The organism is Actinomycetospora sp. CA-101289 (assembly GCF_050955895.1).
In the GTDB taxonomy this organism is placed as follows: Bacteria; Actinomycetota; Actinomycetes; order Mycobacteriales; family Pseudonocardiaceae; genus Actinomycetospora.
Map to the genome: position 1 here is coordinate 1,357,693 of NZ_CP192093.1, position 20,258 is coordinate 1,377,950.

The following is a 20,258-nucleotide window of genomic DNA, read 5'->3' on the forward strand; positions in this document are numbered from 1 at the left end:
TCGGCGGACGCCCGGGTACCTACCCCGGGCGGGGCGTCGGGACGCGGGCCGCGCGCACCTCGTCGTAGATCACCGCGTGGCGCTCGGCACTGCGCGACCACCGGAAGCGCCGCGCCGTCGTGCGCCCGCCCGCGACGAGGCGGCGGCGCAGCGCGGTGTCGGCGTACATCTCGCGCATCGACGCGGCCAGCGCCGCGCTGTCGCCCGAGCGCGGCAGCAGGGCGTCGTGGTGGTCGAGCAGGTACTCGCGGAACACCGGCAGGTCGCCGGCGAGGACGGGCAGGCCGGCCGCCATCGCCTCCAGGACGGCCAGGCCCCAGCCCTCCTTGACCGACGGGAAGCACAGGGCGTCGGCGCTGCGGTACCAGGCGCCGAGCTCCTCGTCGGGCAGCGTGCCGAGCAGCACGACGTCGGTGCCGAGCGTCAGCCCGAGCCCGGGCAGCGCGTCCAGCGCGGCCTCGCGGTAGGGCGCGTAGTCCTGGAACGAGTGCCCGCCGACCACGGCGAGCATCGGCGGCCGGCGCATCCCGCGCATCAGCTCGCCCAGGGCCTCGAACGCGTGGTGGGTGCCCTTGCGCGGCTCCACCCCGCCGACGGCGAGGAACAGGAAGCGGTCGCCGGCACCGATCGACGCCCGCAGCGCGGCCCGGCGCCCGGCGGTGATCGGCGGGAAGCGGTCGGGGTCGACGCCGTTGGGGACGACGGTGGCCTCGGTGGCGTAGTGGTCGTGGAGGATCCGGCGCCACACCTCGCTGACGACGAGCACCCGGTCCGGCTCGATGATCGCCTCGCGCTGGCAGGTGACGAGGGCCGGGGTGGTGAAGTCGTCGACGTGGTGCACGGTGCGCACCACCGGCACCGCCGCGCCGGCGTCGCGGACCCGGGCGGCGGCGCGCGCGGCGATGCAGTCCTGCGCGTGCAGCACGGTCTCGCCGCCGTCGGCCACCATCGCGGAGAGGGCGTCGGTCAGCGCGTCGATCGAGGCGAACACGCGGTCGGTGAGCGTCCCGGTCCTCGCCGGCGCGGGCAGCACGGTGTGCGGCACCGCGGTGGGGCGGAAGAGGCCCGCGGCCGGGTCGCCCTGGGTGACCAGGTGCACCGGGCGACCGAGGGCGTGCAGCGCCTCGGCCAGCGCGAGCGTGTGCACCATGCCTCCGCGGGGCGACGTGGAGTGGGTGACGAGGACGACGCGGGGGACGGCGGCACCGCTCACAGGACCGCCTCCGCGAGCGCCGGGTCGCGGCGGGCGATCGCCGCGGCGGCCAGCGACGCGCGCGCCGCGGTCTCGGTGACGACGCACTCCGCGTCGCGGAACGCGCGGCGCTGGCGCTCGAAGCCCTGGGGGTCCTGCTCGGTGCCCAGGACGTAGACGACGACGCGGGGCCCGCCGTCGGCGGTGATCTGCGCGCACACCGGCGCCAGCTCGCCTGCGGGGTCGGGGTGCGCCCCGTACCCGAGGACGACGTCGAGCACGATCGCGGCCACCTCCGGGTCGCGGCCCTGCTCGCGCAGGTGCTCGAGGCGCGCCTCGGGGTCGATCATCGGGTGGGGCCGCCCGCGCGTGTACTCCTCCTCGCCGAGGTCCAGGCAGACGTGCGCGGCGTCGGGGGCCGGCAGCCCGAGCTCCTTGTCGACCGGGGTGTTCGAGTACACCGGGCCGAGCACGCGCCCCAGCACGACCAGCGACTCGTAGCAGAGGGTGCCGCCCGAGAAGAGGCCGCGCACCAGCGTCCGCTCGGCGCCGATCGCGGCGATCGCGCCGTCCACCTGCGCCCGCAGCCCGGCGGCGACGTCGGGCCGGGGGCGCCCGAGGCGGTCGAGCGTGGCGAGCACCCCGGTCTCGAGCGTCGTCGCCCCGTCGGGGCCGGGCTCGTCCAGGCCGATGAGCGCGGCCACCAGCGGGGTGTCGCCGGCCTGCGCGGTGACGGTGGCGGCGACACGCGCGTCCGGCGGCTTGGAGACCAGCAGGATCGCCTCGGTGGCGGGGTCGGTGGCCAGCGCGCGGACCGCGGCGCGCCCCATGGTCCCGCCCACGTCGGCGCCGAGGTCGCGGCCGCCCAGGCCGACGACGTGCGTCACGCCGACCCCCGCGCGGTCGAGCAGCACGGCCGCCTCCTGGGCGCCGGTGCCCGCCGCGGCGACCACCCCCACCGCACCCACGCGCTCGGCGAGCGGCGCCACGACGTTGGCGAAGCCCAGGCACGTCCGCCCCAGCATCGCGGTGCCCGCGCCCGGGCCCATGACGAGCAGGCCCAGGGACTCCGCGCGGGTCTTCAGCTCGACCTCGACGGCGACCGGGACGTTGTCGCTGAACAGCAGCACGTGCAGCCCGGCGCTCAGGGCCTTGTGGGTCTCCAGCGCCGCGTGCTCGCCGGGCACCGAGATCACCGCGACGTTGCCGCCGGGCAGGCGGGCCAGGGCCTCCTCCTGCGTGCGGGCCGGGCTCTCCGCCGCGCCGGGCCCCGTCTCGTCGGCGCGCGCGGAGAACATGGCGTCGCGACCGGCCTCGTGCGCCGCCTGCGCCGCGTCGTCCGACGCCGCGCGCACGGCGAGGACGAGGTCCCCCGGACCGGCGTCCGCGAGGTCGTCGCCGTCGAAGCCCTCGTCGGCGAGGGTGCCGAGGTTGGCCGGGGTGGCCATCGCGGCGGTCGCCCAGTCGACCCCCTCGACCGCGCGCATCGCCCGCGTGCCCGAGAGCTGGACGACGGAGTCGAGGTAGGTGTCCTTCACGACCCGCACCGAGGTGGTCACGCCCGCACCCCCACGATGCGCGTGCCGGTGCGGTCGTCGGGGTGCGTGCCGACGGCGTCGAGGGAGGGCCCGGCGCGGTCGGCGGTGGTGATGACGGCGGTGCGCCCGCCCTCCTTGATGAACCGGACGGCCGCGCGGACCTTCGGGCCCATGCTGCCGTCGGGGAACTGGCCGTCGTCCAGGTGCTTCGCGGCCTCGTCGACGCTCATCTCGTCGATCGCGCGCTGCTGCGGGGTGCCGAAGTCGAGGTGGACCTTGGCGGTGTCGGTGATCAGGACGAGCGCGTCGGCGTTGACCGACGCCGCCAGCCGCTGCGCGGTGAAGTCCTTGTCGATGACCGCGTCGATGCCCTCGAGCCCGTGGTCGCCGGCCATCACCGGGATGCCGCCGCCACCCGCCGCCACCACGATCATGTGCTGCTCGATGAGCGCGCGGATCGCGTCGACCTCGACGATGCCCACCGGCTTCGGCGACGCCACCACCCGTCGGTAGCCGCGGTCGCCGTCCTTGACGATGTCCCAGCCGCGGTGCTCGGCGAGCTCCTTCGCCTGCTCCTCGCTGAAGAACGGCCCCACCGGCTTGGTCGGCCGCTGGAACGCCGGGTCGTCCGGGTCGACCATCACGTGGGTCACCACGGAGACGACGCCGGGCAGCCGCCCGCGGCCCTCGGCCAGCAGCGCCAGGCTGAGCAGGCTCCCGAGCTGGCCCTGGGTCATCGAGTTCACGCAGAACAGCGGCAGCGGCGGCACGATCGCGGCCGCCTCGTCCTGCTGGATGGCGAGGTTGCCCACCTGCGGCCCGTTGCCGTGGACGAGGACGACGTTCCACCCGGCGTCGCGCAGCGCGCACACCGCCGCGGCCATGGCGTGGGCGTTGCGCGACTGCTCCTCGTAGGTCCCGGACTGGCCGTTGCGGGTGATGGCGTTGCCGCCGAGCGCGACCACTGCGGTCCTGGGCACGAGCCCTCCTCCTCCGCGGGTGGACGGGGGGTGCCGCCCACGTCGACTATAGTAGATGATCAGACCTGATAAGAGGTACGGCGTCGGGAGGTTCCGCATGGCCGAGCAGACCGGGATCGACCCCGGCTGGGACGCCGCCCGAACCCGGTGGCGGACGGCCGCCGACCGGCTGTGGTCGGTCGCGCTGGTCGACGACGAGGGCTACCGCCGAGCCGCCGGTGGCGTCGGCGCCGTGCTCGACGCGATGCGGCGCACGGTCACCACGCCGGAGGAGCTGCTCGCCGTCGACGCCGAGCCCGGCGGTTTCCTCGCCGACCTCGACGGGCCGGGGAGCGAGGCGTCGCCGCTGGTCGTGGGGGCCGCGTGCGCGGTGCGCGCCGACGAGATCGAGGCCGGCCGGGCCCGGGACGCCCGGGTCGCACGTGTGGCGGCCGCCCGCGCCGAGGGCCGGACCTGGGTGGTGCTCGAGGAGGGCTGGACGCGCTCGGTGTCGATGCACCTGGCCACGGGCGTCGCACTGGTGGTGATCGACGATCCCTACCGCGACCGCGAGCCGCACGGGCTCGGGGAGGCGGTCCTCGCGACCGGCACCGGGGACCCGCTCGCGGGCCGCGGCGGCGCCGAGGAGTGGTTCTCCGTGGCCGCCGACCGCGACGCCGCCCTGGCGCGGCGCCGCGCCGACATCGACGCCCTTGACGGCGACGGGCCCATGGTTTCCGATGAGCGATGAACGTTTCCTGTAGTCAACGAGGGGCGAGGGTGGATCACGGATGACCGGCGTCCTGGGCCATGAGACGGCGCCGCACGACGGGCCCGACCCCGCCTCCGTCGCCGCCCTGATCGTCGAGCTGCAGAGCGTGGGCCTGCGCACCGACGCCGACGTCGAGACGCGCGTCGGCGGGGCGGGGCCCACCGACGCCGGCATGCTGTGGATCGAGGGCTTCCCGGTGACGGTCCCGGTCCGCACCGAGGACGCCCGGCGCTCGCCCTACGTGCTGCGCCACGAGGACGACGGCGGCCGGGCGATCTACCGCGACGGCCGGCGGCTCGCCTCGGTGGCGGACACCCACCGGCCCCGGTACTACGACCGCACCACCGCCGACGGCGTGCCGTACTGGAAGATCGCCCTGCTGCACCTGGACTCGATGGCCAGCACCGTCGTCCAGACCTGCAACTACTGGAACACCGCGGACCAGTGCAAGTTCTGCGGGATCGGCGTCTCGCTGGCCGCGGGCAGCACGATCGTCAAGAAGACCCCCGAGCAGCTCGCCGAGGTCTCGGTCGCCGCGAAGGAGCTCGACGGCGCCGTCGACGCCACCCTCACCACCGGCAGCTCCACCGCGCCCGACCGCGGCGCGCGCTACGTCGCCCGCTGCGGGCGCGCGGTCAAGGACGCGTCCGGGCTGCCCGTCGAGATCCAGTTCGAGCCGCCGCGGGACCTCGGGATCCTCGACGAGGTGCACGCCATGGGCGGCGCCGACGCGGTCGGCATCCACGTCGAGACCTTCGACCCGCAGGTGCTCGCGCACGTGGCCCCGGGCAAGGCGCGCACGGGCATCGAGACCTACTTCCGCACCTGGGAGCGCGCCGTCGCGCTGTGGGGCGAGGGCCGGGTGTCCACCTACGTCATCCTCGGCATGGGGGAGGACCCCGACCTCACCGTCGCGGCATGCCGGCGCGCCGTGGACATCGGCGTCTACCCGTTCATCGTCCCGCTGCGGCCCGTCGCCGGCAGCCTCATGGAGGACTGGGCGCCGCCGCCCGGGCCCTACAGCAACCGCGTCTACCGGCAGGTCGCCGCGTACATGAGCCAGCGCGGCATGAGCGCGGAGAACGCGGTCGCCGGGTGCGCGCGGTGCCAGGCGTGCTCGGCGCTCAACGCGGTGCAGCCGCTGCTGCAGATCGGCCGGCGTCCGGAGGCCGGTGCGTGACGACGGGTGAGGCGCGGCCGGTGACCGGGATCCGCGGGGCGCCGCCGCGGGCCGACTGCCGGCTGGTCGCGGGCGCCGAGGAGGCCGCGGAGCACCACCGCGTCCGCCACGCCGTGTTCGTGGTCGAGCAGGCGGTGTTCGCCACCAGCGACCTGGACGCGCACGACGCCCGGCCCGACGTGCTGCACGTCGTCGCCTGGGTCGACGGGCACGCGGCCGGCGTGGTGCGGCTGTTCCCGCTCTCCGGCGTGGGGGAGGGGCCGGGCGACTGGCAGGGCGACCGGCTCGCGGTCCTCCCCGGGTTCCGCACCGCCCGCGTCGGCGCCCCGCTCGTGCGGTTCGCCGTGGCCGCGGCCGCCGCCCGCGGCGGCACCCGCATGGTCGCCCACGTCCAGCAGGACAACCGGCGCTTCTTCGAGCACCTCGGCTGGACGGCGCGGGCCTCGGAGATCTACGTCGGGCGGCCGCACGTGGTCATGGACATCGCGCTGCGCTGATCAGCGCGTGCTCGGGGCGGGGACGGCCAGCCGGCCGCGGGCGACGAACCGCGTGCGCAGCTCGGGCGGCAGGGCGGCGGCGATGCGGTCGCGCGCCGCGACGCGCTCGGCGGGCGCGCCGGTCTGCGCGACGACCAGGTCCGAGCGGGTGCGCGCGCCGACTCCTGCGGCCTCCTGGTCGCGGCCCAGGTGCCCCAGGGCGAGGGCCTCGTACTTCGCCGAGCGGTAGGTCCGGGCCTGGTCGAGCAGGGCCTCGGCTCGCTCGGGCTCCCAGCGCGCCTGCATCTCCAGCAGGCGCATCGCCGCGCGCGGCCGGAAGGGCAGGGGCCGGTCCAGCAGCGGGGCGGCGCTCTCGACGCGCGCGCCGGCGTCGTCGTCGCGGCCCTCGAGCAGGTCGCAGTCGGCGAGGGCCAGCAGGGCGTGCAGGCCCTGCTCCAGCTCGAGGGCCCCGCCGCCCCGGCTCGCGAGGTCGACGGCCAGCTCGGCGTGCTCGCGGGCCCGCCCCAGTTCGCCCAGCTCCTGCCACAGCCAGGACGTCGTGGTCTCGATCCCGGCGCGGTAGTAGCCGACGCCGGCCTCGTCGATGAGGCGGCGCGCGCGGTCGAGGGAGCGCAGGGCGCCTGCGAGGTCGCCGACGTCGCCGCGCGCCAGCCCGCAGAAGAACAGGCTCTGCAGCAGGGTGCGGAACTCGCCGGTGCGCGTGCACAGGGCCACGGCGCGCTCCAGCACCGCGCGGGCCTCGGCGAACCGGTCCATGTGCTGCAGCAGCGCGCCGCGGTAGGCCATGGCGACGGCGCTCGTGGCGTCGTCGGTCTCCACGGCGAGCACCTGCTGGTAGGCGCGCGTCGCCCCGGTGTAGTCGCCGTCCCAGTGGCGGACGCGCCCGAGCAGCAGCAGCGAGCTCCGGCGCGCACCCGGTGCCGCCGCGGCGGACTCCGCGAGGTGGCCGGCGCGCTCGGCGAGGTCGACCGCGCCCAGGGCGTCGCGCGCCCACAGCGCGGTCCAGCCCAGGCCCTCCAGCGCGCGGGCCTCGAGCTCCTCGTCGGCCAGCACGCGCGCCAGCGCGAGGGCCTCGTCGTGGTCGTCGCGGGCGTCCTCGTGGTGCCCGAGGTCGCAGCGGACCGCACCGCGCCGCAGCAGCACCGCGGCCTGCAGCGACGGGTCCGCGGCGCTGCGCGCGCTGCCGGCCGCCGCGGTGAGCAGCTTCTCGGCCTCGACGTGCGCGAACACCAGGTGCGCGGCGTCCGCGGCGGCCATCCACGACCGGCAGGCCGCGGCGTGGTCGCCCGCGGCGGCGTGGTGGGGGGCCGCGGCCTCGGGCTGGTCGGCGAGCAGGGCGGCGACGCGGCGGTGGCGGCTGATCCGCACGGGCAGCGGCGCCGACTCGTAGGCGATCCGACGCACGATGTCGTTGGCGAAGCGGTAGCTCGGGCCGTCGGCGACGAGGAACCCGGCGCGGGTGGCGCGCCCGGCCCGGTGGGCGCACTCCTCCACGTCCAGCTTCGACAGCGCGGCGACGTCGTCGAGGCGGAACGACGTGCCCCACACCGCTGCCTGCGCGAGCAGCAGCGTGACGTCCTCGGCCGTCGCGGCCAGCCGGCGCGAGAGCGCCTCCTGCAGCGAGCCGGGGATGGTGGGCACCGCCCCGTCGCCGTCGGGGGCGACGCTCTCGGGGTGCCGCAGCAGCTCGCTGACCAGCAGCGGCGAGCCCCCGGTCCACGCCACGAACCGTTCGAGGTCGTGCTCCCGGCCGGCCTGCGCGAGCAGGGACCGCACGGCCTCGCGCGACAGGGCGCCGATCTCGAGGTGCGTCGCCACGTCGCGCAGGGTCGCCGCGGCGCCGGGGGCCTCCGAGGTCCGCTCGGTGGCGACGACGAGGACCCGTCGCTCGGTCATCCGCGTGGCCAGGAAGTGCAGCGCCTCGACGGTCTGCTGCCCGGCGTGCTCGAGGTCCTCGACGGCGAGCAGCACGGGGCGCGTCGTCGCGACCCGGCCGAACAGCTCCGCCATCGCCTCGAGGGTGCGCCGCCGGCGCAGCTCCGAGGGCGACGTGCCCGGGGCGCGCGCCGGGGCGACCTCCGGCACCAGGTCGGCGAGGGCCTCGCGGTCGCGCTCGGGGAGCAGGTCGCCGGCGTCGGGGGCCTGCCGCAGCACGATCCCGCGGACGGCCTCGGCGAGGGGCTGCAGGTAGAGCGAGCGCTCGGCCTCGGAGCACCGGACGACCTCGACGAGCCCGCCGCTGCGCCGAGCCTCGGTGCGCAGGACCGCGCTCAGCGCGCTCTTGCCGATGCCGGCCTCGCCGGTGATCAGCACGAGCCCGCCGTGCCCGCGGGCGGTGGCGGCCCAGGCGCGCGAGAGGACCGCGACCTCGTCCTCCCGGCCCGGCAGCGGGGACGGCCCCGGCGCGCGGACCGGCTGCGGGGCGCTCCCGGCCCGGTCGTGGTCCGGGCGCAGCAGCGCGAGGAAGACGTCCCGGGTGGCGGGGGACGGGTCGGTGCCCAGCGCGTCGGCCAGGGTCCGCCGCAGCTGCTCGTACGCGGCGAGGGCCGCGGCGTCCGCCCCGCGGCGCCGGTGGGCGAGCATGAGGGCGCGGCAGGCCGGCTCGTCGAGCGGGTTCGCGGCGAGGGCCCGCGACGCCTCGTCGGCGGCGGTGTCGAGGTCCCCGAGCGCGAGGGCCGCGGTCCAGCGCACCGCCCGGGCGCGGGCGAGGGTGGTGGCCGCCCGGTCGCGCACCTCCGCGGCCCAGTCGGCGTCCGGCTCGGCGGCCAGCGGGGGGCCGTCGGCGAGCAGGCCCACGGCGACCTCCGCGCTCACCGCGGCGAGGGCGTGGCGGTCGCGGGCGAGCTCGCGCTCGGCGGTGACGACCAGGTCGGCGGCCTCCGACACGTCCACCGTCGTCGCGGCGTCGCGCACGAGGCGGTAGGCCCGCGGGTCGCCCTCGAGGCGCTCGCGACCCAGCGAGCGCCGCAGGCGGCTGACGAGGGCGGCCAGGTTCCGCTCGGGCTCCGCGGGCCGGCGGTCGGGCCACAGGAGGTCGGTGAGCACGCTCGTGGGCAGGAATCGCCCGTGGTGGGCGGCGAGGATGCTGAGCAGGCGTTCGGCCTGACCGCTCGGGACCGGGCCGTGGACCTCGCCCTCCACCCGAAAGCGGCCGATCAGCCGCAGCCGGAGGGTGTCCTGGGTCACCTGGGTGATCGTACGGCGCGCGTCGGATGCCGTCGTCCCGTCCGATGAGCGCACGCCGCGACGTCAGGAGCCGACCGTGGACGCGAGGCCCCTCCGCCGTCGCGCGGTGCTCGGCGCGGCGGTCGCGGCACTGGGCCTCACCGGTCTGTCGGCGAGCGGCGCCGGACGGCGCGCCGTCCCCGCCGGCGAGACCGTGTTCGACGTGCGCGACCACGGCGCGCGCGGCGACGGCGCCACCCGGGACACGGCCGCGATCCAGGCCGCGATCGACGCGGCGTCGGCGAACGGCGGCGGGACCGTGGTCCTGCCCGCCGGGCGGTTCCTCACCGGGACGATCGTGCTGCGCAGCCGCGTGACGCTGCACCTGACGCCCGGCGCGGTCCTGCTCGGCAGCCCCGACGTCGCCGACTACCCGGCCCGGGCCTTCCCCGCGCGCGACCTCGACGTCGGCGGCTACGAGGTGTGGGCGCTCGTGTTCGCCGAGGACGCCGAGGACCTCGCGATCGAGGGCGGCGGCGTGATCGACGGCAACGGCGCGCACTTCCCGCGCGAGGTGGTGCGGGACCCGGACGCCGCCGGGCGCCCCCGGCCGCGGATGGTGTTCTTCCGGAACTGCCGCCGGGTGGGGCTGCGCGACCTCACCCTGCGCGAGTCCGGCCTGTGGACGGTGCACCTGGCGCTGTGCGACGCGGTGCGCCTGGCCGGGCTGCGCATCACGTCCACCTCCCACATCAACCAGGACGGCATCGTCCTCGACAGCTGCCGCGACGCGGTGGTCAGCGACTGCGCGGTGGACACCGAGGACGACGCCGTCGTGCTCAAGAGCTCGTTCCCGCGCCCGTGCCGCGACGTCGTGGTCCGCGACTGCGTCGTGCGGTCCCGCTGCGCCGGGATCAAGCTCGGCACGCAGTCGCTCGGCGGCTTCCGCCGGATCGCGATCTCGCACTGCGTGCTGCACGACTGCCGGCTGGGTGGCCTCAAGCTCCAGACCGTCGACGGCGGCGACCTCGAGGACGTGACGGTGCACGACCTCGTCATGCACGACGTCGCCGCGCCGATCGCGATCCGGCGGGGCCGGCGCGGCTTCGATTTCGGGTTCCGGGAGGTGGAGCGGCCGCGGCCGGTCGGGGCCCTGCGCGGCGTGTCCGTCCGCGGGGTGCGCGCCACGATGCCGGCGGACGCCCGGCGCGACGGCCACACGATGAGCATCGCCGGCCTCCCCGGGCACCCGGTGGAGGACGTGGTGCTGGCGGACCTCGACATCACGTTCCCGGGCGGCGGCACGCCCGACGAGGCGCGCCCCACCGGGATCCCCGAGCAGGAGTCCGCCTACCCCGAGCACACGATGTTCGGCGTCCTGCCCGCCCACGCCCTCTGGGTGCGCCACGCCGCGCGCGTCGCGGTGCGCGACGTCCGGTTCGGGCTCGCCGCCCCGGACGCTCGCCCGGCGGTGGTCGCCGACGACGTGGTCGACCTCGAGCTCACCGGGGTCCGTTCGACGTCGCCGTGACGACGCCCGCCCGTCACTCCGGCAGCGGTCCGCCCCTGCGCAGCGCGTCCCGGTACGGGTCCGGCGAGAACACCGCCGCGACGATCGTGATCAGCACCATCGCCGACATGTAGACCGCGATCCAGCCCCAGCCGCCGGTCGCGTCCAGCAGCGCGGTGGCGATGACCGGGGCCAGCCCGCCGGCGAACACGCTCGCCCCCTGCGCGCCGATCGACGCCCCGCTGTAGCGCACCTCCGGCTCGAACAGCTCGGAGAAGTAGGCGGGCTGCGGCGCGTACACCGCCGAGTTGCCGATGTTCACCGCCACCACCGTGGCGAGCACGATCCAGGCGAGCGACCCGGTGTCCAGCGCCCAGAAGTACGGCCAGCTCATGGCGAGCAGCACCAGCGAGCCCCACAGCACCACCGGTTTCCGCCCGAACCGGTCGCACGCCCAGCCGTAGAACGGGATGCTGACCAGCCCCAGCGCCGAGGAGACGATCACCGCGAGCAGGAGGTCGTTGCGCGCCAGCCCGAGCACGACGGTGCCGTAGGTCAGGACGAACGTGGTGTGGATGTAGAACGTGCTGTTCTCGGCGAAGCGCAGGCCCGCGGCCCGCAGGACGTTCAGCGGCTGGCGGCGCAGCACCGCGATCACCGGCTGCCGCTCGATCTTGCCGGCGCTCTTGGCCTGCTCGAAGACCGGCGACTCGGCCACCCGCAGGCGGATCACGATGCCCACGACGACGAGCACGATCGAGGCCAGGAACGGCAGCCGCCAGCCCCAGGACAGGAACGCCTCGTCGGACAGCACGGCCGAGACGAGCAGCAGCGAGAGGTTGGCGATGAGCATGCCCGCCGGCACGCCCGTCTGCGGGAAGCTGCCGAAGAACCCGCGGCGATTCGGTGGCGCGTACTCGACCGCCATCACCGCGGCCGCCCCACTCACCGCCCAGCCCGATGCCCTGCACGATCCGCAGCAGCACGAGCAGGATCGGCGCGGCGATCCCGATCGACGCGTAGGTGGGCAGCAGCCCGACGAGGAACGTGCCCCCGCCCATCATCACCACGGACAGGACGAGCATCGACTTGCGGCCGATGCGGTCCCCGAAGTGCGCGAAGATCACCCCGCCGAACGGGCGGGCGATGAATCCGACACCGAACGTCGACAGCGCGAGCAGGGTGCCGGTGAGCGGGTTCGCCGTGGGGAAGAAGAGCTTCCCGAAGACCAGCGCGGCGGCCGCGCCGTAGACGAAGAAGTCGAACCACTCGATGGACGTGCCGATCAGGGTGGCGCCGGCGACCCGGCGCGTCTCCTTCGCCGTCGGGGCGGGCCGTGCGGTCGTCGTGGATGGCATCGTCGAACTCCCTACCTCGGGCGGAGTGGAGATCGTTCGTGTGACGCACATCATACGAAAGGGGACGCCCGACCCACCAGGGTCGCGGAGCGGTCACCAGGCCGGCGGGGTCCCCGAGGGCGTGGAGGATGCCGCGAGCGCGGGACGTCCCGCGGGGAGGTGGAGGCGGGTGATGGTGATCTGGATGTCCTCGACCTCGTCGAGATCGAACTCGAGCCGTGTCCGCTCCGCCGCGCGGAGGGCGTCCAGACCGTCCTCGAACGGGCCGTGCGCGTCGGTCTCGCCGGTCTGCGCGTCGCGGACCACCACGACGTAGCCGTCGCAGGCGTCGAGCTCCGTGAGCCGTTCGATCAGCTGGTCGGCGAGGTGCTGGTGGGCGTCCACGATGGATCTCCGCTCGGTCCGCCGCCGGCCGCACGCACACGAGCCGGTGGGGTGGCAGACACCCCCCGGGGCGACCGGGTCGGGCAGCTGAGGGACTTCCGCGAAGCCCGTACCCGTAGAGTAACCACTCAAGCTCTGCGATACTCCTACTGAGGAGTTGCTCACCTGTTCAGCTCAATGATGGCGCCAAAATGGTAACTCCCTGTGACGCACCCGTGCGGCCGTGGCGAGACTGGGCCGGGATCGGCTTGTGCTCCCCACGCAGCACGCGTCGCCGCGCCAGCAGATCGTCGAACTCCATGTAGACGTTCTGGAGGTGGCGGGCGCCGCTGGCGGGGTCGTAGGCCAGCCGACCGTGGAGGACCCGATGGGCGTGGACGGTGAGCAGGTCGCCGTCGGCCGCCGTGAAGGTGGCGCGGTAGCGGCCGGAGTCGATGATGCGCCCGAGGGTCCGGTAGGCCGCGTAGAACGCCTCGACCTGGTCGAACGGGGCGTGGAGCGGCTGGGCGAGCTGGTTGGAGAAGCGGCACAGCCGCACCTCGCCGGACGGGTCGAGCTCGATCATCGGGGCCTCGGCGGCGGTGTCCTCGTGATCGCTGAACATCTGGAAGGGCACCGCGACGCGCGCCAGGACGGCGAAGTGCTCGGGGTGGGCGCGGCGGAGCTCGGCGATCGCGGCCCACCCGTCGACCAGGTTCGACTGCCCGCCGGTGGTCCGGTTGGCCCGGAAGTGCAGCAGCTGGACCGAGGGCGGCCACGCGTAGCTGGGGAAGTCGGTGTGGGGCTTCAGCTCGCCCGCCGTGTGCGCGACGTTGTAGCCGGCCGGGTCGAGCCGCACGTTGTGCACGCGCTCGAACGCGAGCTCGCGGACGGGCCCGAAGACCTGGGCGAACCGCTCGACCTCCCCGTCGACGGACGGGACACCGCTCACGATCACGGCGCCGTGCTCGCGGACCGCGTCGAGGTAGGCCAGCGCTCCGGCCTCGGTGCCGACCACCTCCGCGTGCCCGAGGCGCGGTGGCTCCACGGCCGCCGCGGGCCACAGCGGCGGGGCGAACCGTCGGGCCCGCCGGGCGGGCTCGTCGGAGTAGTCGTGCCGGCGTAGCCAGGCCGGCGCGTAGGTGCAGGCACGTCCATCGTCCCAGAGGACGTCCAGGCCGAGGTCCGGGTCGAAGGCGACCGAGACCGGTCCGACGGCCTCGTCGATGTCGGCGGTGAACAGCCGGCGCTCGCTGCTCTGGGCCACCCGGTCCTCGGGGGCCCAGCTGTTGTCCCGCAGCCACACGTGGTGGAAACGGCGCACCACCCCGTCGAGCACCACCGTCAGGTGGGACGGGAAGAGCTCGACGGTGCCCTCCGCCGGTGACGGTTCGGTGGCGTGCCGGGTCTGGCCCACGGTCGGGGGTCCTCTCGGGGAGCGGAGGTCCCACCACTTGACGGTGACACCGGAGCGCAACAGCGCATTACCATGATGCGCCTTGGGTCTCCCGTTGTCGCCCAGGCCGGGCGAGAGGCACCGATGGACGCGACGCAGGCCAGGACCACCGGGGCGGGCGACCTCCGCACGTTCGCCGTCGCCGTCGTCGTCGCGCTCGTCCTGTTCGTGACGGGGGCGGTCCTGCTCACGGCGAGCTGGACCGGTGTCCGGGACAAGCTGCTCGTCAGCAACTGGTTGTTCCTGATCAGCGGGTCCGCCGCGGCCGCGTGCTGCCTCTACACCGCGTCGAGGACCACGGGGGCCCTGCGCCGGGCGTGGACGCTCTTCGCCGCCATGGGCGCGGCCTGGACGGTCGGCAACATCGTGTGGTTCGTGCAGAGCCTCGAGCCCGTGAAGCCGTTCCCGACCGTCAGCGACCTCTTCTTCGTGATCGCGCTCGTCCTGGCGGCGGCGGGCCTGCTGCGGTTCCCGGCCGGGAGCCGGGCGAAGAACGACCGCGTGCGCCTGCTCCTCGACGGCCTCCTGATCGGGTGCTCGGTGCTCTTCCTGAGCAGCGTCCTGGTGCTGGGGGAGATGTCCGCGCGCCTGGGCCCGGGGCTCGGCGCCCTCCTGCTGGGCATCTACCCCCTGGGTGACGTGCTGCTGGCCAGCCTCGCGCTGCTCCTGCTGACCCGGAGCCCCAGCCGCCGGCGGGCGGACCTGGTGCTGCTGGCCTGCGGGCTCCTCGTGTACGCGGTGGAGGACACGGCCTACGCCCTGCTGCAGGCCCGCGGGGTGTTCCACACGGGCACGCCGTTCGATCTGGGGTGGATCGGGGGCTACCTGCTGATCGCGCTGGCCGCGCTGACGTTCTCGGCGCGGGCGCCGGGCACCGGCGCGCTGCGGGCGGCGGCGGACAGCCGCCTCGGCGACGTGCTGGTGAACCTCGTCGTGGGCCTGGCGGTGGTGACCGCCGTCGGGGTGGGGATCGACGGGTGGTTCGACGTCGGGGTCGGGGTGCTCCTGCTGGCGATCTTCGGTGTACGCCAGGGGGTGCTCTCGGGCGACAACCTCGCGCTGCGGCGGGACCTCGCGCAGCTCGCCGAGACCGATCCCCTGACGGGCCTGGCCAACCGGCGCCGCCTGGACCGCGATCTCGACCGGCTGCAGCTGCTGGTGGTGCGCCAGCGCACGACGCTGTCGCTCGCGGTGGTGGACCTCGACCACTTCAAGGGGATCAACGATCGCCACGGCCACGCGGTCGGCGACGAGACGCTCCGCCGGGTGGCGGCCCACCTGCAGGGCGCGTTCCGCGGCGAGGACGTGATCGCGCGGATCGGCGGCGAGGAGTTCGTGGTGGCGATGATGGGGATGGCCCGCGAGGACGCGGTCGCGCGCCTCGCCGACGTGCTGGCGGCCCTCGCCGACACGACGCAGGACGTGGACGGGCAGCGCGTGGGTGTCGGGGCCAGCGCCGGCGTGGCCGAGCAGGGCCGCGACGGCACGGGCTTCGAGGAGCTCTACCGCGCCGCCGACGACGCCCTCCGGCTGGCGAAGACCAGCGGGCGCGGTCGCGTCGTCGGCGCCGTGCCGCTCGTGGCTCCCCGCCCGCCGGTGACACGGTGAGGTCACACCGATCAGGTTCCCGCGCCGCGCCCGTCTGTACGGGGGAGAGCGATCCACGGGAGGCGGCACGGTGCGGAAACTGGTCTTCGGCATGAACGTGACACTGGACGGCTACATCGCCGCGACCGGCGACGACATCGGCTGGGGCGGGCCGCCGAGCGACGAGCTGTTCGGGTGGTGGCTCGACCGGGAACGGGCGATCGAGGTGTCGCTGTACGGGCGCAGGCTGTGGGAGGCGATGAGCTCCTCCTGGCCGACCCGCGACCAGCAGCCCGACGCCACCCCGGCGGAGATCGCCTACGCGCGGAACTGGCGGGACACGCCGAAGGTGGTGTTCTCGTCGACGCTCGACGAGGTCGGCTGGAACTCCCGCCTGGTCACCGGTGACGCGGTCGCCGAGATCACCCGGCTCCGGGCCGAGGACGGCGGCCCCATGGGCATCGCGGGCGCCACGCTCGCCTCGTCGGCCGTGCGCGCCGGGCTGGTCGACGAGTACGTCCTGGTCACCCACCCGGTCCTGGTGGGCGGCGGCACGCCGTTCTTCACGGCGCTGGACAGCTGGGTGGGCCTGGACCTGGTGGAGACGCGGACGTTCCCCGGCGGCGTGGTGCTGACCCGGTACCAGACGAGGCGATGAGCGCTCTGATCACGGCGTCGGGGGCAGGCCGAGCCATGGCTCGTCCCTGACGTCGAACCCGGTGAGCTCGGCGATCTCGCCGTCGACGACGTGCAGGACCGCCATGGTGAACAGCCGGTGGACCGGGTCGTCGGGAGTGCGGAGGTACAGCACGGCGGCCGGCATGCGGTTGACCGTCGTGGCGACGCCGCGCCAGTCGTCGTGGACCCGGAAGAGCCCACCGGAGACCCAGCCGTCAACCGCCTCCTTCGCCGTCGTGCTCACGGTGCCGGGGTCGGGCAGCATCGCGAAGCGCAGGTCGTGGCGCAGCAGGGCCGTCAGCCCGGCGAGGTCGTTGCGCTGGTGGGCGTCGATGTACGCGGTCAGCACCCGGCGCTCGTCGTCCGACAGCTCGTGGGTGGCGGGGGTCCGCCAGTCGAGGCGGCGGTCGGGCAGCTGCTCGCGCATGGTCACGCGCGCCCGCTGCAGGGCGCTGGTCACCGAGGCGACGGTCAGCTCGAGGGCGTCGGCGGCCTGCGGCGCCGGCCAGCCGAGGACGTCGCGCAGGACGAGCACCGCCCGCTGCCGCGGCGGCAGGTGCGCGACGGCGACGACGAACGCCAGCTCGATCGTCTCCCGCGCCACCACCGCCTCCTGCGGGTCCTCGGGGAGCATCCGGTCGGGGTACGGCTGCAGGTGCGGCACCTCGTGCTCGACGTCCGGCAGCTCGGACGGCATGGGGGTGCGGTCGCGCTTGTCCAGGAGGTCGAGGCAGGCGTTCGTCGCGATCCGGTACAGCCAGGTCCGCAGGGCGGCGTGGCCCCGGAACGACTCCCGCTTGTTCCACGCCCGCAGGAACGTCTCCTGCGTCAGGTCCTGGGCGTCCTCGTAGTTCGCGAGCATCCGGTAGCAGTGCACCTGCAGCTCACGCCGGTGGCGCTCCGTGAGGAGGGCGAACTGCGCCGCGTCGCCGGACCGGACCGCCGCGGGGGTGGACTCGTCGCCCTGCGGGCCGGCGTCGGTCATGGTCGTCGATCCTTCCACCGGGGCGAGGGGTCAGGACCGACGACGCGGCGGAGGATTCCTGATCGGTGGAGCGGCGGACGGGCCCGGCCCTCGGCGACGTTGTCGTGGTCGGAGTCTGGGCTCCTCCAGGACCGGCGGACGTAGGCGTCGACGTTGAAAGGGGCATCGGGGGCGGTCAATCTGGCATTGTCGCCGGCTCTGACCCCGCCCGGCGGGTTCGAATTCGGCCCGGTTGCTCGCCCTCGGTAGGCGATCCGGCACTACCCGCCGCGTGGCCGCCACCCCAATGGCGGACGAAGGTACTTTGAACCACTTGGCTACCGGCTGGATGACGTCGAGAAGCCGATCGCGCCATGCGCCCGGGGCTCTGCCACCTGGATCGGCCCGTGGACGTCGACGTCGAGGTCGAGCTCGCCGACCCCACTGCCGCAAAGCCAGCGGGGCCAACTCGACTTAAGGTCGCGCGAGAAGCTCGAACATGACCCCGGCCTGGCATGCAGAACGGGATGTGGCATCTGCGGCCACGTTCCGAACGCAGGACGTTAACCGTTCACGCAAGCTACACCCGTTCAGCTTATTGGCTTCGCCACCGTTGTAGCTCAGTGTAGTCAGTACTTGTCGATCCCGGGGGCACTTTGAGTTCGATGCTGTACAGCCTGCAACAGATGGGTCAGTGGTCCTACGAGACCTTCGGCGTCCTCGGCGCAGTGGTCTTCGTCGTTGCCGTAGTCGGAGTCGCTTGTTACGGCCTGAGCCAGCTCTTCTCTCGGCGTACGTGAGGGCGTGTCGAGCAGATGCTTCGGGTTGCGCAAGTCGTCGACCGATGTCGAAGGGCGTGCATGAGTCGTGCGTCTGTGGCATGGAGCGTGCGGATCAGGAGCGGCACCTCCAACGTCGGCCTTCGGGAATCGGGTCTAGGTGGTGGCACCCTGAGTTCACAGGAGCTCGAGGACTGCGAGGCACGAACTAGCTGGCTAATCTGTACCTAGAAGGGGGCTACTTGAGTACGGCTTTCGAGAACAGTCAAAGAGCGGGGGAGTCAAAGAAGGAGGTCGTCGTTGCTGTCGGCACCTTCGTGCTGATACCACCGCTATACTTCCTCCTCAAACTCTTCTTGGAGGATGGCCCCGCGCAGGTCATTTCGTCGGCCCTTTGGCCCGTCCGTCTTTGTCGTAACGAGATTCCGTTTCAAGCGAAGGACTGGACCGGCGGCGGACATTAGGGACGCTGCCGCTGGCCGCATCTCAATCAACCCATTCCTCGTATGTGTCTCGTTCGCGTCGGTATTGTTGATGACTGAATCCTTCTTTGGTGGGGTGTTCGGTTATGTTTCTTTCACCTCGGCTGCGTTGGCTGCTCCGGAAATTCAGTACGACCAAGCGCTGGAAATATTCTTCGCTGCGGGAGCGCCAGCGACACTCCTATGTGTATGTCTTTGTACTTGGCCTATCGCTCAGCGCGCCTCACACTATCTAGGTAGCCACACGGTGGCTTGGATCGCTCTAGGACTTGCGCTGGCTGCCGCTCTCAGGCTAGCGATACAGGTTCCGATCCTGGGCCCGCCCTCAGCGTTCCTTCTCTTCGACAAGGCAATCTCGACCCTGCTTATCTTCGCTTTCGCCCTCGCGGGTTTCTTCAGTTCGCGACGTACGCGCCCACTCTTCCTGCTAGGTCAAGCATTCCGTAGGCTGGATTCGGAGGACCGCGTTGCCGTGCTTGAGTTGCTGGCTGAACGGAAAGCAGAGGAACCCACGTCCCCGGAAGTCGCACAATGATCGGCTGAGCTCATTCCTGCCATCGCACGGGTCCGCCACGACTCCTCATCGCGTCACTCCTCGATCGAGACCGCGTTTGTTGCACCGGCATCGCCGAACGAGCACCGCATCGCTAGCTGCTCGAATGCCAGTGGTCATGCACACGTGTTGCGACCATCGACGAGTTCATGATGGAAAAGCGCAGTTCGGTCGCGCTCCCCGCCCCTTGGGCGTACGTCTCCACCGGTTAGGTGCCAGCCAGCCAGCCAGCCCTACCCGCTCGAGGGCTCCGCAACCAGCGGCTCGGCGCGGGGATCCGTGGTCGTCGGTGCGTACGTCCTTGCAAGAGCAACGCCAGGAGTTCGATCGTGCCCGCCGTGGGCACTACACGTTCTTGCGGTGAACGTCGAGGTCAAGCGGCGCCCCCGGCAGGATTCGAACCTGCGACACCCGCTCTAGGAGGACGGTCCACCGCGCCGACCAGGGCTGCTACCAGCGGCTATGCAGGCAGTCCGACCGACTCAGCCCGCACCCGGGCACGATTCGACCCCAGTTCGCTCCCCAACCCGCACCTAGGCGTAGATCGACTTGTGCGCAAACCGTGCACAACAGCCGTTTATCTGCACTTGGCGCGACGGCTTCGCCAGACGTGGGTGAAGGACTGGCGGTTCGCGCTCCCACTTCGCCGACCCCTCCCGCAGCTGTTCGACCTGCGGCCCGGGGCGGTCGCTAGGTCGGTGCTGATCTCGATGTTCGGCCTCAACCCAAACTTGCGACGACGTTTGCCGGAGGTCGCCCAAGCTTTGCTCGACCGGGCCCCGCTCGTCACGCTCCCCGAAGGCACGCGGCTGTCGATGGCGTTGTTCCGCGGTCGACGTGCGCGCATCTCGGGAGGGATCGGCGCGGTCGACATGCTCAATACAACGGGATTCGCTCGACGGGTCGGAATCATGAGCGATGCCCAGGTCTACTTCCCGTCTTTGTCCTGGGAGCTCGAGGACGTGAATTCGCGGCGTGCTCATGTACCCGACTTCTGGTCGCTGACCGAGGCGTTTGGTTGGGGTGACGTCTCGAGCTGGACGCGGATCGACCCCCGAGAGTGCCGGGACTTGCACAGCATCTTCCTGACGTTGCCGGCAGTGTGCCATCCCGAAGACATTCCTGGGTTGGGGGACGACTGGGTGGAGCTCGTCTCTGACAACATCAGTGAGATCCTGGTCGCGGACGTAGACACTCCGGGGGCAGGCGGATGAGTCCGCAACGT

14 protein-coding genes and 1 pseudogene are annotated in these 20,258 nt (G+C 73.4%); 7 read left to right on the top strand and 8 right to left on the bottom strand.

The window, feature by feature from the left end:
• Positions 1-19: 19 nt before the first annotated feature.
• From ACQPX6_RS06790 to ACQPX6_RS06800, 3 genes are read right to left on the bottom strand one after another with little or no spacing between them, the layout of a single operon-like run.
• The gene (locus ACQPX6_RS06790) at positions 20-1,213 is read right to left on the bottom strand and encodes an MSMEG_0565 family glycosyltransferase (RefSeq protein WP_433786384.1); all 1,194 of its coding nucleotides are present in this window, start codon (positions 1,211-1,213) and stop codon (positions 20-22) included.
• The gene (locus tag ACQPX6_RS06795) at positions 1,210-2,751 is read right to left on the bottom strand and encodes a protein FdrA (protein WP_433786385.1); all 1,542 of its coding nucleotides are present in this window, start codon (positions 2,749-2,751) and stop codon (positions 1,210-1,212) included. Before ACQPX6_RS06795 ends, ACQPX6_RS06790 begins: the two co-directional genes overlap by 4 nt.
• On the bottom strand, positions 2,748-3,710 hold the full coding sequence (locus ACQPX6_RS06800) for a carbamate kinase (RefSeq protein WP_433786386.1): 963 nt from the start codon (positions 3,708-3,710) through the stop codon (positions 2,748-2,750). The genes ACQPX6_RS06795 and ACQPX6_RS06800 overlap by 4 nt, the downstream gene beginning before the upstream one ends.
• Before the next feature lie 97 nt (positions 3,711-3,807).
• Between ACQPX6_RS06800 and ACQPX6_RS06805 the strand changes: the two genes are divergently transcribed.
• The 3 genes from ACQPX6_RS06805 to ACQPX6_RS06815 are packed head-to-tail and all read left to right on the top strand — an operon-like array spanning position 3,808 to position 6,138.
• A complete protein-coding gene (locus tag ACQPX6_RS06805; RefSeq protein WP_433786388.1) occupies positions 3,808-4,440 on the top strand; it encodes a hypothetical protein in 633 nt (210 codons plus the stop codon).
• A 40-nt stretch (positions 4,441-4,480) separates the two neighbouring features.
• A complete protein-coding gene (locus ACQPX6_RS06810; RefSeq protein WP_433786389.1) occupies positions 4,481-5,641 on the top strand; it encodes an MSMEG_0568 family radical SAM protein in 1,161 nt (386 codons plus the stop codon).
• On the top strand, positions 5,638-6,138 hold the full coding sequence (locus tag ACQPX6_RS06815; RefSeq protein WP_433786391.1) for an MSMEG_0567/Sll0786 family nitrogen starvation N-acetyltransferase: 501 nt from the start codon (positions 5,638-5,640) through the stop codon (positions 6,136-6,138). The genes ACQPX6_RS06810 and ACQPX6_RS06815 overlap by 4 nt, the downstream gene beginning before the upstream one ends.
• Here ACQPX6_RS06815 and ACQPX6_RS06820 read toward each other — a convergent pair whose 3' ends face one another.
• Entirely contained in the window at positions 6,139-9,324 is a 3,186-nt protein-coding gene (locus tag ACQPX6_RS06820; protein ID WP_433786392.1) for an ATP-binding protein, read from the bottom strand.
• A gap of 76 nt (positions 9,325-9,400) precedes the next feature.
• On the opposite strand from ACQPX6_RS06820, the gene ACQPX6_RS06825 reads away from it, so the two are divergent.
• A complete protein-coding gene (locus tag ACQPX6_RS06825; protein WP_433786394.1) occupies positions 9,401-10,834 on the top strand; it encodes a glycoside hydrolase family 28 protein in 1,434 nt (477 codons plus the stop codon).
• A 13-nt stretch (positions 10,835-10,847) separates the two neighbouring features.
• Here ACQPX6_RS06825 and ACQPX6_RS06830 read toward each other — a convergent pair.
• The 3 genes and pseudogenes from ACQPX6_RS06830 to ACQPX6_RS06840 all read right to left on the bottom strand — a co-directional run bounded on the left by ACQPX6_RS06830 (position 10,848) and on the right by ACQPX6_RS06840 (position 13,951).
• A pseudogene (locus ACQPX6_RS06830) lies at positions 10,848-12,225 on the bottom strand (MFS transporter).
• Positions 12,226-12,264: 39 nt separating this feature from the next.
• The gene (locus ACQPX6_RS06835) at positions 12,265-12,555 is read right to left on the bottom strand and encodes a hypothetical protein (RefSeq protein WP_433786395.1); all 291 of its coding nucleotides are present in this window, start codon (positions 12,553-12,555) and stop codon (positions 12,265-12,267) included.
• Between the two features lie 169 nt (positions 12,556-12,724).
• On the bottom strand, positions 12,725-13,951 hold the full coding sequence (locus ACQPX6_RS06840; RefSeq protein WP_433786396.1) for a TauD/TfdA family dioxygenase: 1,227 nt from the start codon (positions 13,949-13,951) through the stop codon (positions 12,725-12,727).
• Between the two features lie 123 nt (positions 13,952-14,074).
• On the opposite strand from ACQPX6_RS06840, the gene ACQPX6_RS06845 reads away from it, so the two are divergent.
• Both ACQPX6_RS06845 and ACQPX6_RS06850 read left to right on the top strand, forming a co-directional pair.
• The gene (locus ACQPX6_RS06845) at positions 14,075-15,598 is read left to right on the top strand and encodes a GGDEF domain-containing protein (protein WP_433786397.1); all 1,524 of its coding nucleotides are present in this window, start codon (positions 14,075-14,077) and stop codon (positions 15,596-15,598) included.
• 70 nt (positions 15,599-15,668) lie between these two features.
• Positions 15,669-16,235: a dihydrofolate reductase family protein gene (locus tag ACQPX6_RS06850; protein WP_433786399.1), complete on the top strand. Its 567-nt coding sequence runs from the start codon at positions 15,669-15,671 to the stop codon at positions 16,233-16,235.
• 9 nt (positions 16,236-16,244) lie between these two features.
• Here the strand turns inward: ACQPX6_RS06850 and ACQPX6_RS06855 are convergent, their stop codons facing one another.
• Positions 16,245-17,240: an RNA polymerase subunit sigma-70 gene (locus tag ACQPX6_RS06855; protein ID WP_433786400.1), complete on the bottom strand. Its 996-nt coding sequence runs from the start codon at positions 17,238-17,240 to the stop codon at positions 16,245-16,247.
• 2,491 nt (positions 17,241-19,731) lie between these two features.
• Between ACQPX6_RS06855 and ACQPX6_RS06860 the strand changes: the two genes are divergently transcribed.
• On the top strand, positions 19,732-20,247 hold the full coding sequence (locus tag ACQPX6_RS06860) for a hypothetical protein (RefSeq protein WP_433786402.1): 516 nt from the start codon (positions 19,732-19,734) through the stop codon (positions 20,245-20,247).
• Positions 20,248-20,258: the final 11 nt, after the last annotated feature.